13 protein-coding genes are annotated in these 13,361 nt (G+C 48.9%); 4 read left to right on the top strand and 9 right to left on the bottom strand.

All coding sequences use genetic code 11. The features are described 5' to 3' along the window. The first annotated feature begins 129 nt into the window (after window positions 1-129). Window positions 130-1,725 carry an acyl-CoA synthetase MbcS gene (mbcS, locus tag J2S00_RS16190; RefSeq protein ID WP_307342170.1) on the top strand — a complete coding sequence of 532 codons (1,596 nt, stop codon included), beginning with the start codon at window positions 130-132 and terminating at the stop codon, window positions 1,723-1,725. Window positions 1,726-1,908: 183 nt separating this feature from the next. On the opposite strand, the gene kapB is transcribed toward mbcS, so the two are convergent. From kapB to J2S00_RS16165, 5 genes are all read right to left on the bottom strand, one after another. After that, window positions 1,909-2,292 (bottom strand): kinase-associated lipoprotein KapB, encoded by a 384-nt coding sequence (kapB, locus tag J2S00_RS16185; protein ID WP_307342167.1) that lies wholly within the window; start codon window positions 2,290-2,292, stop codon window positions 1,909-1,911. 72 nt (window positions 2,293-2,364) lie between these two features. After that, complete coding sequence (locus tag J2S00_RS16180; RefSeq protein WP_307342164.1) at window positions 2,365-3,381, bottom strand: aldo/keto reductase; 1,017 nt, start codon at window positions 3,379-3,381, stop codon at window positions 2,365-2,367. A 55-nt stretch (window positions 3,382-3,436) separates the two neighbouring features. Further along, window positions 3,437-4,648 (bottom strand): chromate transporter, encoded by a 1,212-nt coding sequence (locus tag J2S00_RS16175; RefSeq protein WP_307342161.1) that lies wholly within the window; start codon window positions 4,646-4,648, stop codon window positions 3,437-3,439. Between the two features lie 67 nt (window positions 4,649-4,715). Beyond that, window positions 4,716-5,300 carry a bifunctional transcriptional activator/DNA repair enzyme AdaA gene (locus J2S00_RS16170; RefSeq protein WP_307342158.1) on the bottom strand — a complete coding sequence of 195 codons (585 nt, stop codon included), beginning with the start codon at window positions 5,298-5,300 and terminating at the stop codon, window positions 4,716-4,718. Continuing rightward, on the bottom strand, window positions 5,297-6,589 hold the full coding sequence (locus tag J2S00_RS16165) for an APC family permease (RefSeq protein ID WP_307342155.1): 1,293 nt from the start codon (window positions 6,587-6,589) through the stop codon (window positions 5,297-5,299). Before J2S00_RS16165 ends, J2S00_RS16170 begins: the two co-directional genes overlap by 4 nt. Window positions 6,590-6,789: 200 nt before the next feature. Between J2S00_RS16165 and J2S00_RS16160 the strand changes: the two genes are divergently transcribed. Next, window positions 6,790-7,017 carry an EamA family transporter gene (locus J2S00_RS16160; RefSeq protein ID WP_307342152.1) on the top strand — a complete coding sequence of 76 codons (228 nt, stop codon included), beginning with the start codon at window positions 6,790-6,792 and terminating at the stop codon, window positions 7,015-7,017. A 107-nt stretch (window positions 7,018-7,124) separates the two neighbouring features. Next, window positions 7,125-7,415 carry an EamA family transporter gene (locus J2S00_RS16155; protein WP_370875891.1) on the top strand — a complete coding sequence of 97 codons (291 nt, stop codon included), beginning with the start codon at window positions 7,125-7,127 and terminating at the stop codon, window positions 7,413-7,415. A gap of 28 nt (window positions 7,416-7,443) precedes the next feature. Here the strand turns inward: J2S00_RS16155 and J2S00_RS16150 are convergent, their stop codons facing one another. The 4 genes from J2S00_RS16150 to J2S00_RS16135 all read right to left on the bottom strand — a co-directional run bounded on the left by J2S00_RS16150 (window position 7,444) and on the right by J2S00_RS16135 (window position 11,745). After that, a complete protein-coding gene (locus tag J2S00_RS16150; protein ID WP_307342149.1) occupies window positions 7,444-7,821 on the bottom strand; it encodes a DoxX family protein in 378 nt (125 codons plus the stop codon). Between the two features lie 656 nt (window positions 7,822-8,477). Next, entirely contained in the window at window positions 8,478-9,389 is a 912-nt protein-coding gene (gene thrB, locus J2S00_RS16145) for a homoserine kinase (protein ID WP_307342146.1), read from the bottom strand. Next, the gene (thrC, locus tag J2S00_RS16140) at window positions 9,386-10,447 is read right to left on the bottom strand and encodes a threonine synthase (RefSeq protein WP_307342143.1); all 1,062 of its coding nucleotides are present in this window, start codon (window positions 10,445-10,447) and stop codon (window positions 9,386-9,388) included. Before thrC ends, thrB begins: the two co-directional genes overlap by 4 nt. A 2-nt stretch (window positions 10,448-10,449) precedes the next feature. Further along, the gene (locus J2S00_RS16135; protein WP_307342140.1) at window positions 10,450-11,745 is read right to left on the bottom strand and encodes a homoserine dehydrogenase; all 1,296 of its coding nucleotides are present in this window, start codon (window positions 11,743-11,745) and stop codon (window positions 10,450-10,452) included. Window positions 11,746-11,917: 172 nt separating this feature from the next. On the opposite strand from J2S00_RS16135, the gene J2S00_RS16130 reads away from it, so the two are divergent. Further along, window positions 11,918-13,327: a class II fumarate hydratase gene (locus J2S00_RS16130; protein ID WP_307342138.1), complete on the top strand. Its 1,410-nt coding sequence runs from the start codon at window positions 11,918-11,920 to the stop codon at window positions 13,325-13,327. Window positions 13,328-13,361 lie beyond the last annotated feature (34 nt).

Raw genomic sequence — 13,361 nt, 5'->3', positions numbered from 1 at the left:
CGGTTAAACCGGTATGCACATATTGTCTAAAAGTGTCAACCTTTTGTTTTAATCTAAATATTTAAATCTATCGCCTAATTTTGTATAATGGAGACGAGCATAATATCACCACATCAGGGAGGCCAAATCGTGAAACTGGAACAGTTGCTTGCACCAGAGCAGTACAACATGACTCAGGAGTTTGAAGCTTTTGCAGCGGACCCTCAGAAAGTAGCCATCCGCTGGCTGAACGACAACGGAGACAAGCGTGAGATTACTTATCAGGCGCTCATTAAACAGGCTAACCGTCTGGCCAATGCTTTGGTCAAACAGGGTCTTAAAAAAGGGGACAAAGTGCTGGTGATTCTCCCCCGGGTTCCTGAAGCGTATGTGACCTACATAGCTTGTTTAAAAGCTGGGTTCGTTGTCATTCCCAGTTCTGAAATGTTAAGAGCCAAAGATTTGAGTTACCGTATCAATCACGGAGAAGCCAAAGCCGTGATTGCTTACCAGGACAGCGTAGCAGAGTTTGAGAAGATCGAGGACCCCCTTCCGTCTCTGCAATATAAGTTTGTTGTTGGAGCAGGACAGCCTGGCTGGACAGATGTGGACATGTTGGTTGAAAATGAAAGCGATTACTTCGAAGCGGTGTCCACTCACCGTGAAGATATGGCCTTTTTGTCTTACACTTCGGGAACAACAGGCAATCCTAAAGGGGTTGTGCATGTTCATGGGTGGGGGTACGCTCATTTGCAGGTGGCAGCCAAACAATGGCTGGATATTAAAGAAAATGATGTGGTCTGGGCCACGGCAGGACCGGGTTGGGCCAAATGGGTGTGGAGTCCGTTTTTGTCGGTGCTTGGATTAGGAGCAACAGCTGTCGTTTATCATGGTCCTTTTGCCCCCGCCCGTTACTTATCTATTATGGAAGAGTATCAAGTCAACGTCTTGTGTTGCACGCCAACCGAATACCGGCTCATGGCTAAGGTAGATGGGCTTGAACGGTATTCTTTGCCCCACTTAAGAAGTGCCGTTTCAGCCGGTGAGCCTTTGAATCGAGAAGTCATCGACACCTTCAGACGTTATTTCAGTGTAGATGTGCGGGACGGTTACGGCCAGACTGAAAACACCTTGCTGGTGGGTACGCTGAAAGGCATGGAGATCAAGCCTGGCTCCATGGGTAAACCGACGCCTGGAAACCAGGTTGAGATTATTAATGAGGATGGTGAACCAGTTGGTGTGGGGGAAGTGGGTGATATTGCCGTCCATCGCGAGACACCTGCCTTGTTCAGGGAATATTATAAGGACCCTGAACGGACTCAGGCCGCTTACCGGGGTGAATATTACCTGACGGGAGACCAGGCCCGCAGAGATGAAGACGGTTATTTTTGGTTTGAAGGGCGCAGCGATGATATCATTATCAGTTCAGGTTATACCATTGGTCCCTTTGAAGTGGAGGATGCGCTGGTCAAACATCCAGCGGTGAGAGAGTGTGCCGTCGTAGCCAGCCCGGATGAGGTCCGGGGCCATGTGGTTAAAGCGTTTGTGGTATTAAAAAATCCTGAGGACGCCAAAGATCACACACTGGTAGAGCGGTTGCAGGAACATGTCAAGTCACTCACTGCGCCTTATAAATATCCACGCAAAATTGAATTCGTGGATTCACTGCCCAAAACCACGTCGGGCAAGATCCGCCGGGTAGAACTCCGCCAGCGGGAAAAGGAGCAGTTTACAACCCGTTCTTAATCTGTGGCAAATGAAAAAGAAGTTGCTATTGAATTGCTGAAGAAATTGGGGCGCATTGCGTGTCTGAAGTTGTAACACCGATTCTAGAAATTTAATTCACAGTAGAATCTGAATCACTCACAGAACACCAGACCGGGGGCTGTGACCCAGCAAAAAAGCTGTTCAGCCCCCGGTCTTTTTCCTTTAATACTCCTCTTTTAACTGTTGTAAATGTTTGATTGCTTGCTCTGCCCAGGGTGAGTTTTGCTGCTGCAGTACCTCAATTTCTGTGTCAAGGGCTGCATGCAAAGAAGCGGTATAGTCGGGTATTTCCCCGTCATAGGGGGACAGGTGGCTGAGCGGGATATTCGCCTGTTCCTTATAAGCCAGGGCACGGCGCTGGTGGAACAGGGGCACATCCGCTTGCAAAGGCTGGTGCAAGTCGCCTTGGGCAGGATGTTTGAGTACAGCCAGCACTTTGACCACGGCTTTGCCGCGGTCAGGTTTCAGTTCGGTAATTTCACCAATATAGACACCGGTTTTATACACTGCTTTCACAATGGCACCTGTCTTCATATTTGTATCCATCCTATACACCTCCAAACGAAGTCAGGTCAATGTCATAAGACCTCCCTTTTCGGCAGGGAGGTCTGTTGATGCTTAAACGTCAAGATTGTCATAAATCACATCACGGCGGAATTTTTCAAGGAAACGGTTGGGATACTCGCTGGGAAGTTGGCTGACCTCGTCCAAGGCTTTAAAGTGCTCAGGGCTTAATCTCCAACCGGTGCTGCCCAGGTTCTCCTCCAACTGCTCCGCTGTACGGGCACCGAAAATAGGGGACGTGATGCCTTTTTTACACAACAACCAGTTCAGGGCGACTTGGGCATGAGTTTTACCCACTTCATCGGCAATGCTCTGCACTTTATCCAGGATCTTAAAGTTTCGGTCCGTTGCTTTACGCTCCCACATGTACTCTCCGGTTGCGGAATTGTTAAAACGGCCAAAATTGGGTTTTTCCTTTGTGCGGGGATATTTTCCTGTTAAAAAACCGCCGGCCAAAGGTGCCCATGGAATCACGCCCACTTCTTCTTCCAGGCACAGGGACAGCACTTCCCGGTCCATTTCCCTGTTCACCAAGCTGTACTGGGGCTGAATGGAGATAAAGCGCACATAGTTTTTAAAGTCACTGTAAGCCAGTGCTTTCATCAGCTGCCAGGCCAAAAAATTGGAGCAGCCAATGTAACGCACCTTCCCAGATGAAACCAGGTCATCAAGAGTGCGCAGGGTTTCCTCAATGGGTGTCAGGTGGTCCCACACATGCAGCTGGTACAAGTCAATATAATCGGTCCCTAAGCGGCGCAAACTCTGCTCCACACCGTCCATAATCCGTTTGCGGGAATAGCCGGCATCGTTAGGATGCGGGCCCACTTTCATGCGCACTTTGGTGGCCAGAATCACTTCTGAGCGGCGGTCTTTGATGGCCTGGCCGACAATTTCCTCTGAACGTCCGTCAGCATAAACGTCAGCCGTATCAATAAAGTTTCCCCCCGCATCAAGGAAGTGATGAATCATGCGGGTGGCCGTCTCCTTATCTGTTTCACGGCCAAAAGTCATCGTTCCCAGGCATAATTCGGAAACAAACAAACCACTTTTGCCTAAGCGGCGATATTTCATGCGTACTTCACTCCTTTGTTCAAGTTTGTCGCTCTGTTTTGAATTCAGTGGTGCTTTATGATGTAAACAAGGCGATCACACTGCCGCCGATGGCGCCTATCATGACAACCAGCCACGGTGGGGTTTTCCAAAAGATAATCAGGCCAAAGGAGATTAAGGCCAGAGCAAAGTCAGCAGCTGAAGTGACGGTGTTGGTCCACAGAGGGTGGTACAGAGCGGCCAATAAGATGCCAACCACGGCTGCATTAACGCCGTACAGCCCCCCTTGCACCTGGGGATGGCGGCGCAAGATATTCCAAAAGGGAAGGGTGCCAATCACCAAGAAGAATGACGGCAGGAAGATGGCCACCGTGGCCAGCAAAGCCCCGCTCCAACCGTTGGCCAGTGCACCAATATAGGCGGCAAAGGTAAACAAGGGACCAGGAATAGCCTGAGCAGCACCATAACCGGCCAGGAAGGCCTCCTGGCTGACCCAGTCTCCGGCTACCACTTCCCGTTCCAACAAAGGCAAGACAACATGGCCGCCGCCAAAGACCAGTGATCCGACCCGGTAAAACGTATCAGCCATGGCCAGCCACTGGACAGGAAACAACTGGCGCAACAAGGGCAAAAGGAGCAACAGGCCAATAAATAAAACCAAACTGAGGATGGCCCAACGGCGCTTGATGGCAATATGAAACGCTTCTGTTTGGGCTGCCTCTCCAGGTTTGAACAGTAATGTGCCAATGATTCCGCTGGCGATGATAACCACGATTTGGTTGAGTGCAGTTGGCCACAACAAAATGACGATGGTGGCCAGTATGGCGATCGAGGCCCGCTCCCGGTCTGGGGCCAGGCTTTTGCCCATGCCTAACACCGCATGAGCGACAATGGCCAAAGCGGCGATTTTCAGCCCATGAATCCACCCAGCTGAGGTCAAATCTAACCCTTGTAACACAAAAGCAAATAAAGCCATAAGCAGAACCGATGGCAAAGTAAACCCAATCCACGCTGCGAGCGCGCCCCAAAATCCAGCCCGGATCAAGCCGATACCTATTCCCACTTGGCTGCTGGCCGGACCTGGCAAAAACTGGCACAAGGCGACCAAGTCAGCATATGTACGGTCATCCAGCCACCGGCGCCGCTTGATGTATTCCTCCCGGAAAAAACCCAGATGGGCAACCGGTCCGCCAAAAGAAGTTAAGCCCAGCTTGGTGGAAACAGATAACACTTCCCAGACTGAGCCTTTTGATTTTACTTCCGCTTGTGAAGATGTTTCATGTTCCAAGCAGACTCCCCCCAGCCATTTAAGTGTCTTAATTTGTATCTTAACATAATTAGCACTATACTGTCGGCTATTTTGCTTTTCCTCTGGGGCGTGTCTTACTCCTTTTATAGGCTTGTGGGGATAAACCAGTCGCTTGCCGAAAACATCTATAAAATTGAGACAGGTCAGTAAATCCCACCGAAAAACAGATCTCAGTATTAGAGTGTTCCCCTTTAATCAGTAAAAGTTTAGCCTGTTGGATACGAACCTGCTTCAGAAATTGTTTGGGACTGACGCCCACTCTTTGTTTAAATAAGCGTTGCAGATGGTATGGACTAACCCCTAAGCGCTGTGATAGAGATTGTAGCGTCCACGGTTTATGATATTCTAGCTGCATGATGTGCTTTGCGTTGTTGATCACTTCCTGTTGAGGGTCATAAGCCGATAAGGGTAAGTCAGGACGGCAGCGTTTGCATGCACGGTAGCCTTGCTGAACTGCTTCATCCCGATCAAAAAAGAAGACTGCGTTTTCCCGTTTGGGAGGCTTAGAAGGGCAGGAAGGACGGCAAAAAATGCCGGTTGTCTTTACAGCATAGTAAAAGATTCCGTCGTATTTGCGATCACATTCCACAACTGCTTGCCATAACGCTGCTTTATGGATATCCACCATCATACCTTCCATCTCCCCAACATCTGTTTACGGTCTTTCACGCTTACTTTTCCAAGTCCCTTTTGATACAGCCAATACATACCAGTGACCAAAAGCGGCACCAATATGTGCCAACTTAAAAATGGCATGAACAAGACTAGCATGAGTAAGCAAAACAGTCCGCTAAGCCATGGTTTAGAATATTTTTCACATAGTTTAAGTGCTGCTGCCATGGAAAGGATATACACCATCATACCCAACGAATTAGGGATAAACAATAACTGGGTAAAATGGACATGCATCATGGTTGTCAAAATAACCCCCAGTCCGGCAAAGAGAATTACCAGCCAGACGACACGCGTCGGCGTCTGGGTTCGGGCATTTAAATAGAACAGCCAAGCAGGAAAGGCGCCATCCCGGCTTAAGGCATACCCAAGTTGAGCAAGGCTGGCCACAAAAGCATTGGTGGTCCCCATACATATAATCAGGGCAAGGATGGCTGTTATCACTTGTGCTTGAAACCCTAAACCACGGTGAATCATGACCCCGATTGGTGAGGTATTGGTTTGGATGCTGCCATAAGTACCGCTGCCAACGGTGACGATGCTTAACAGGAGAAACACAATCCCAATGATGGTAGCACTCAGCAGTGCACTGCGAATCAAATCCTTTTGCGGATGTTTAAAGCGTTCCGCCAGATTGCTTATTGCTTCCCAGCCGAAAAAGGACCAAAAAATCATCACAATAGCTGTTCCCACTGGGAGCCATCCATGTGGGGCAAGGGGTTGAAACTGGTCCCAGTTCATATACGGGAATGTGACAACGACAGCTGCACAGAGCATGGTGAGTAAAATCGTGCTGAGGACCAGGGAAACCCGCCCGCTTACTTGGAGACCAAAATGATTGGATACACCGGCGCTGACCAAAATGCCGCAAGCAATCATTGCCACCTCAGCGGCTGATAGTTGAAAAGCAACCCCTATATAATTAGCACCTGTTAAGGCGACAATCATTTGTCCCACCGCTGCTGTTAAAAAGTAAAACCAGCCAACCAGATTGCCTAAATGTTGACCGAAAGCCAGCCGCACAAAGGTGGCTGCTCCACCTGCATCGGGATAAGAACGTGATAAAACAGCAAATGTATAGGCCAGAGGAAAACTAAACAGAATCATTATCAGCCAAGCCAATATGGAAGCCGGTCCGGCGACTGTTGCTGTGCTTGCAGAAAGGAATAAAATACCTGAACCTAAAATGGCGGCAACATATAAAGCAATCCCTTGGGATAACGTGATGGAGCGGTTGTAAGAACTCATGTGATCTCCCCCTCTAAGAATGGTTTAACTCTTAAATATCACACAGATGTCAAACAAGTCGTGTGCTGTTTTTGCGATTTAATTTTGATAGATTTTTGGGGAGATCATTTTAATTATGCTATTAAAAGCCAAGTATACAGGAATATTGCTAATTTAAGGGATTTGGCATATCATTCATATATCGGTGGTTTGTAGGAGGCTTGAGAACAACCTATGAGCGTGATTATTTAAAAAGCACAGTTGCTTTGTTGACAGCCATGGCCTTGTGGGGTTCGACATTTATAACGACAAAAATCGCTCTGAATGAAGTCCCTCCTTTCCTCCTTACCTCTTTACGTTTTATCATCGGTTTTGGTATATTGCTTCCCTTTGCCTATCAAAGAGGGTTTCGTTTTAACATCATCAAACAGCCTGTGATTCTCAGCTAAACAGTTATCATGACCCCATTGTCATCACTACAGCGGGGTTTGCGGCAGGATTATTGTTTTTGATCCCCGCTGCTATAGTCGATGGGCTGTTTACAGGCTACCCCCAGATGAGTGGGCTGAGTTGGATCATTATTTTTTATCTAGGATTGGGTGCCACAGCATTAACGCTTTTTCTGTGGAACTATGCCCTAAGGATACTGGATGCCTCAGTTGCGTCGTTGTATACCAGTCTCATTCCCGTTTTCGGCCTCTTATTTGCTGTTTTGTTGGGAGAGTCAACCAGCTGGATTCAACTGACAGGAGGCTTTTTAGCCATAGTGGGTGTGTGTATCGGCGATTGGTTAACTGACCGAAAATACTCATATGCTGCCGACCACCTAGATGACGTAGAAAAGTAGTTTACAGCTGACCTGGGAGGACTGTTAACTAACGTCCCGTTTGCCTTAAATACACAAGCAAAAAAATCATCAATACATCAATGCGGGACTCATTCAGCATAGTCCATAATCCGTCAGAAGATAAAAGCGGAAGCTTTACCCAGACCAGGGCTCCCAACATGATGACTAACAAGGGGATAGTGGCCAGTTTAACACGCCAATTGAACAAAATCAGAATGGCGCCCACAGTTTCCACACTTGCGACGGCCAATATTGACCACTGTGGAAATGGGATTCCTAACTCTCCGAAAAGCTGGGTGCTTTGGTCCATATGGAGCCATTTTTGAATAGCGGCCAACAGAAAGATATAACTGACAGCCAGGCGAATCAGGGGGTGGGCGTGTCTCTTCTGTCGTGTGAAAGGCATCAGGATCCCTCCAGTACATTATTTGTTCCTTTTTAAGAAAGTGTAGGCCTATGGTCACATAAAAATGGGCCCTGCTTTCCAAAAATAGAGGTTTAAATTTTAAAAAAACATTGTATAATGTAATTATGTTTGTTATATAATGATAACCGAGGTGTTGCCGCACCTCGGTTATCCGCAAAGGGTAGGCTGTCATCCGTCGTCTACTCAGCGGGAAAAAGTAACCTGCCTTGTCGGGAGGTGGGTTACTTTTTCATCTTGTCGATGAGTGTAATGACCAAATTGACCAGAGAGATTACAAACATTCCGGCAGCAATGATGGCTGTAGCGATGGTAAGCTCCATCTCATCTCCCCCCTTTTGCCTCTTTTTTTTCCCCACCCCAAAGTAGGGCTCTAATTTTATCATACAACAATTTCCAACCCAACACAGTAGTCTAATAGGACCAAATATATAAATATTTAGAAAATATAATCATCTTGTCTTTATTATAGAGATGCTTTCTTACTATCTTTTGGCTTGTACAGATGTTTAAGGGAATACAAGGGCATATTTGGTGGGGGTAGTTTATATATATGAGAAGTTAGGGCCAAATATGTTGTGCTAGAAAAAACCACACTAAAATAGGCGTAACAGCCTATTTTAGTGTGGTTTTGTGTGTCAAGAACGGCATATACTTGATTTGATCACTGTGACCCCGTGGGAATCAGGTTGCAGCTGTTCAAAACTGTACTGAGGGTAACGCTTAGCCAAGAGCTGTTCAAGATATTTCCCTTCTCCCACAGGAGAAAACCAGATAATGGAAGGTCCGGCGCCACTTAATGCAGCTCCGTAAGCAGGGAAGTGGTCTTGCTCCTGTAATATTGATGCCAGTTCCGGAATCAACTGGGTTCTGTAGGGGTGATGGAAACGGTCGCGCCTCATCATTTTTCCTGCTGTGGCCCAGTCATTGTTTAAGAGAGCAGCGACCAGGACATTGCTGATGCTGCTTGCTGTAACTGCTTCTTTGAATGCCAAGCGGTCAGGGAGAATGTTACGTGCCTTCTTGGTTAACAATTGGCTGTCCGGGACCATGAGCACCATGTCCACAGGTGGAACACCGCAAGGCACCACATCAGTCCACTCTTGGCAATGGCTGCCGATGACCAACCCCCCAAACACTGAAGCGGAGACATTGTCTGGATGCCCTTCGATTAAAGCAGCCAGGCGTAATTTTTCATTCTGTGTCAGCCCGAGCTCCAAGACTTGATTGGCCAGCTCAATGGCGGCCACAATGGCAGCTGCACTGCTGCCCAACCCTTTGGCCAAGGGAATCGTGCTTTGCATCGCCACTTGGCGGGGAGGGAGTGACCGTCCATGTTGTTCGGCCACTTGCTGGGCCACCTGGTAAATCAAGTTATCCTCAAGAGGAGGCAAGTCACGCAGCTCACCGTCACCGACAAACAACCAGCTTTCCCCCGGGGTGACAGTCAGCTCAAGGTAGCGGTTAACAGCCAAACCGATGGAGTCGAAGCCCGGTCCCAAGTTAGCCGTACTTCCAGGGACACGGATTATAAAGGAAGGTTCATTCATGAGCGTACACCTTCTTTTAGCTTGTGTAACAAAGCCTGTTTGTCATTGGGGATCACCTGTGGCTTCATGCTGACCGCTTCCATGGCTGTGTTGGGATCTTTTAACCCGTTGCCGGTCAAAACGCAAACGATACGGCTGCCTGCTTTGATTTGTCCTGTTTCAAGTTGTTTTTTGACGCCGGCCAAGGAGGCGCAGGAGGCCGGTTCGGCAAACAAACCTTCTTCACGAGCCAGCAGACGATAAGCCTCAAGAATCTCTTCATCGGTCACAGCATCGATTTGTCCGCCGGACTCCTGAGCGGCGGCAACAGCGGTTTGCCAGCTGGCCGGATTGCCAATGCGAATGGCTGTGGCAATCGTTTCGGGGTATTCGATCACCCGGCCTTGCACGATTGCTGCCGCACCCTCTGCTTCAAAGCCGTGCATCTCAGGGAGCCCGGTGTGATGGCAGCGGTCATATTCTTTAAATCCTTTCCAATAAGCGCTGATGTTGCCGGCATTGCCCACTGGAATGGCCAAAATGTCCGGTGCTTGCCCTAACGAATCGCAGATTTCAAAAGCGGCTGTTTTCTGGCCTTCAATCCGGTAAGGGTTCACTGAATTGACCAGCGTCAGCGGTTCTTCTGCCGCAATGTCCCGCACCATGGCCAGCGCTTGGTCAAAATTGCCCTCAATGGCGTAAATCTCAGCACCATACATGACCGCCTGAGCCAGTTTGCCTAAAGCGATCTTTCCTTCCGGGATGACAATGATACAGCGCAGCTTGGCCCGGGCGGCATAGGCGGCAGCTGAAGCAGAGGTGTTGCCGGTGGAAGCGCAGATGATGGCTTCACTGCCTTCTTCTTTGGCCTTGGCAACGGCCAGCACCATCCCTCTGTCTTTAAATGATCCGGTGGGATTGGCTCCCTCCACTTTGACATACAGATCCACATTCCAGCGCTCTGACAGTGTCTCTAAACGGATGAGGGGGGTATTGCCCTCATTGAGTGACAAACGGGGTGTTTGCTCGGTAATAGGCAGATACGGGGCATAATGATCTAATAGTCCTTTCCAACTCATGCTTATGACTCTCCTTCCACGCGGTAACGACTCTTGACGGCTTGAATCACTTCTAGACATTCCAGTGCCTGGCACACCTCATCAAAGGCTTTTTTATTGGTTTGATGAGTCATGATCACCACTTCGGCCAACCCTGCTTCTTTTAGAGGCAGTTGCAGCACCCGTTCCAGGCTAACGCCATGCTCTGAAAACAGGGAAGTGATAGTGGCGAACGCTCCCGTTTGATCTTTCACATGCAGGCGCAAAAAGTATTTAGATAAAATTTCCTCCTTTGTTTTGAGATGCTTAGGATACAAGGGAGCCACCATACTGCGCCCGCTCACTCCAAGGCGCATGTGTTTGACGACAGTGACCAAATCGGAGACAACAGCTGTGGCGGTGGGCAGCTGCCCGGCTCCCGGGCCGTAAAACATGGTTTGCCCCACACTCTCTCCGTAAACATAGACCGCATTATATTCATTGCTGACCGCGGCCAGAGGATGGTCATGTGGCAAAAGGGTGGGCTGAACGCTGACTTCAATGCGCCCCTCATCCCGCTGGGCAATGCCGATCAGTTTCATGGTATAGCCCAGTTTGGCGCAGTAAGCAATATCTTCAGCTGTCACTTGGGAAATGCCCTGTACAGAGACGTCATCCAATTCCACATTGGTCAAAAAACCGAGGGTGCTTAAGATGGCCATTTTGCGGGCCGCATCCAACCCTTCCACATCAGCGGTGGGATCGGCTTCCGCATAACCCAGCTTTTGCGCTTCCCGCAGTGCTTCTTCATAGGCGGCCCCTTCTTTGCTCATTTTGGTTAAGATGTAGTTGGTCGTGCCATTGACAATCCCCATGATCTTAAGAATACGGTCAGAAGCAAGCCCTTCGACCAAACTGCGGAGGATGGGAATGCCGCCGGCAACGCTGGCTTCATAATACAAGTCGCAGCCGTTTTCCTGAGCCGCTTGCAAAAGCTCGGCCCCATGCAAGGCGATTAAATCTTTGTTGGCGGTGACCACATGTTTTTTCTGGCGCAAGGCGTCCAGGACATACTCCCTGGTTTGTTCAATCCCACCCATCACTTCTACAATCACATCGATTTCCGGATCAAATATCACCTCTTCGGCATGATTGGTTAATAAGTCTGGGTCCAGCTTAACGTCCCGTTCTTTATCTAAATGCTGTACCAACGCTTTTTTAATGCGAATAGCACAGCCAGTTTGATGCTCAAGCTCTTCTTGATGATCCTCGATAATGCGGGCCACGCCGCAGCCAACCGTCCCCAGCCCTAATAATCCAACCGATATCACATCTGTCATTCTCTACCACTCCCCGTGTGTTTTTGTGAAAGAAACAATTGTCTATATATAGAGGACATTATACTCCTGTAAAGGTTATTTGGCAAGGGATTTACGCGAAAATGTTCTAAACTTTTTCAGGGATGCTTGTTGGGCAAAGCGGGATTAGGGGAGACTGTAGAAGGGAACATAAATGAAAACCAGAGAGGTGGAGATGATGACTGATGCTTTCCGCATTGCCCGTGATCCGCTAGGTGAAGTTAAAGTACCGAAAGAGGCTTATTACGGCGCTCAAACCCAGCGGGCGGTAGAAAATTTTCCCATCAGCGGCCAGCGGTTGCCTCGTTCGTTTATCCGGGCCCAGGGCATTATTAAAGCATCAGCCGCCAAAGCGAACTGCGAAGTAGGGGCACTGGAGGAACGGGTGGCCAAAGCCATCATTCAGGCGGCTGAGGAAGTGATTGAAGGCAAATGGGATGATCAGTTTGTGGTGGATGCTTATCAGGCGGGAGCAGGCACGTCGCAAAACATGAATGCCAACGAAGTGATTGCCAGCCGGTCCAGTGAAATTTTGGGGGGTGAGCGGGGCGATATCAGCCTGGTTCATCCCAACGATCATGTGAATATGGCCCAATCGACCAATGACACCATTCATGCAGCTATTAACATTGCCGTTGCAGAGGACATTCAGCATCGCTTGCTGGGTGAAGTGGATGCCTTGATTACGGTATTGAAAGAAAAAGCAGAAACCTATGATAATGTGATTAAAGCGGGGCGCACCCACCTGCAGGATGCGGTTCCAATCCGTTATTCACAAGTTTTCGGGGGCTATGCCCAATCGTTGGCTTATGCCAGGGACAACATTCATGGGTGTCTTGACTATCTGTATGAGATCGGTCTTGGCGGGAATGCGGTGGGAACAGGGATCAATGCCCATCCTGATTATGCGCGAAAAGCGGTGTCCGACGTGGCCAGGCGAACTCAGTTGCCCTTCCGTCTGCCAAAGGACAGGTTCAGTTTCATGCAAAACACAGGTGCGGCTGTTCGTGTCAGTCATGCTTTAAAAGAGCTGGCCATCCATTTAATCAAAATCTCCAGTGATTTGCGCCTCTTAAGCTCGGGACCACGTACCGGCTTGGCCGAAATCCGATTGCCGGCTGTGCAGCCAGGATCTTCCATCATGCCGGGAAAAGTAAACCCTGTAATACCGGAGAACATGTACATGATTTGTGCCCAGGTCATTGGCAATGACACGGTTGTGACAACAGCTGCTTGTGAAAGCCAGCTGGAGATTAATGCCATGATGCCGGTGATTGGTTACAATGTTTTAAACTCCGTTACCCTGCTGGGTAACGGCATCAAGGTGTTCCGGGAACGGTGTGTCACAGGATTGGAAGTGGACCGGGACCAATGCGCCTATTGGCTGGAGAGAAGCACCGCTTTGGCCACAGTTCTGAACCCGTACATGGGGTATGAACGTGCGTCTCAAATCGCCAAAAAAGCATATCAACAAGGCAAAACGGTGCGTGAAGTTGTGGTGGAAGAGAGGCTCTTGACTGAAGAAGAAGCGGAGCGTATCTTAAATCCCGAGCATCTGGTTTAGGTTCACATAGGTTGACATGACAAGCCAAGAGCCC

Origin of the sequence: Caldalkalibacillus uzonensis (assembly GCF_030814135.1) — a bacterium.
In the GTDB taxonomy this organism is placed as follows: Bacteria; Bacillota; Bacilli; order Caldalkalibacillales; family Caldalkalibacillaceae; genus Caldalkalibacillus; species Caldalkalibacillus uzonensis.
Note: the sequence above shows the minus strand (reverse complement) of the source record. Positions and strands in the feature narration are given on the sequence as shown.

Bases quoted from the DNA above. Each gene is read 5' to 3' on its own strand.
- kapB (WP_307342167.1), bottom strand. From the start codon at position 2,292: ATGGATACAAATATGAAGACAGGTGCCATTGTGAAAGCAGTGTATAAA.
- J2S00_RS16180 (WP_307342164.1), bottom strand. From the start codon at position 3,381: ATGAAATATCGCCGCTTAGGCAAAAGTGGTTTGTTTGTTTCCGAATTA.
- J2S00_RS16170 (WP_307342158.1), bottom strand. From the start codon at position 5,300: ATGATGGTGGATATCCATAAAGCAGCGTTATGGCAAGCAGTTGTGGAA.
- J2S00_RS16165 (WP_307342155.1), bottom strand. From the start codon at position 6,589: ATGAGTTCTTACAACCGCTCCATCACGTTATCCCAAGGGATTGCTTTA.
- J2S00_RS16155 (WP_370875891.1), top strand. From the start codon at position 7,125: ATGAGTGGGCTGAGTTGGATCATTATTTTTTATCTAGGATTGGGTGCC.
- J2S00_RS16150 (WP_307342149.1), bottom strand. From the start codon at position 7,821: ATGCCTTTCACACGACAGAAGAGACACGCCCACCCCCTGATTCGCCTG.
- thrB (WP_307342146.1), bottom strand. From the start codon at position 9,389: ATGAATGAACCTTCCTTTATAATCCGTGTCCCTGGAAGTACGGCTAAC.
- thrC (WP_307342143.1), bottom strand. From the start codon at position 10,447: ATGAGTTGGAAAGGACTATTAGATCATTATGCCCCGTATCTGCCTATT.
- J2S00_RS16135 (WP_307342140.1), bottom strand. From the start codon at position 11,745: ATGACAGATGTGATATCGGTTGGATTATTAGGGCTGGGGACGGTTGGC.
- J2S00_RS16130 (WP_307342138.1), top strand. From the start codon at position 11,918: ATGAAAACCAGAGAGGTGGAGATGATGACTGATGCTTTCCGCATTGCC.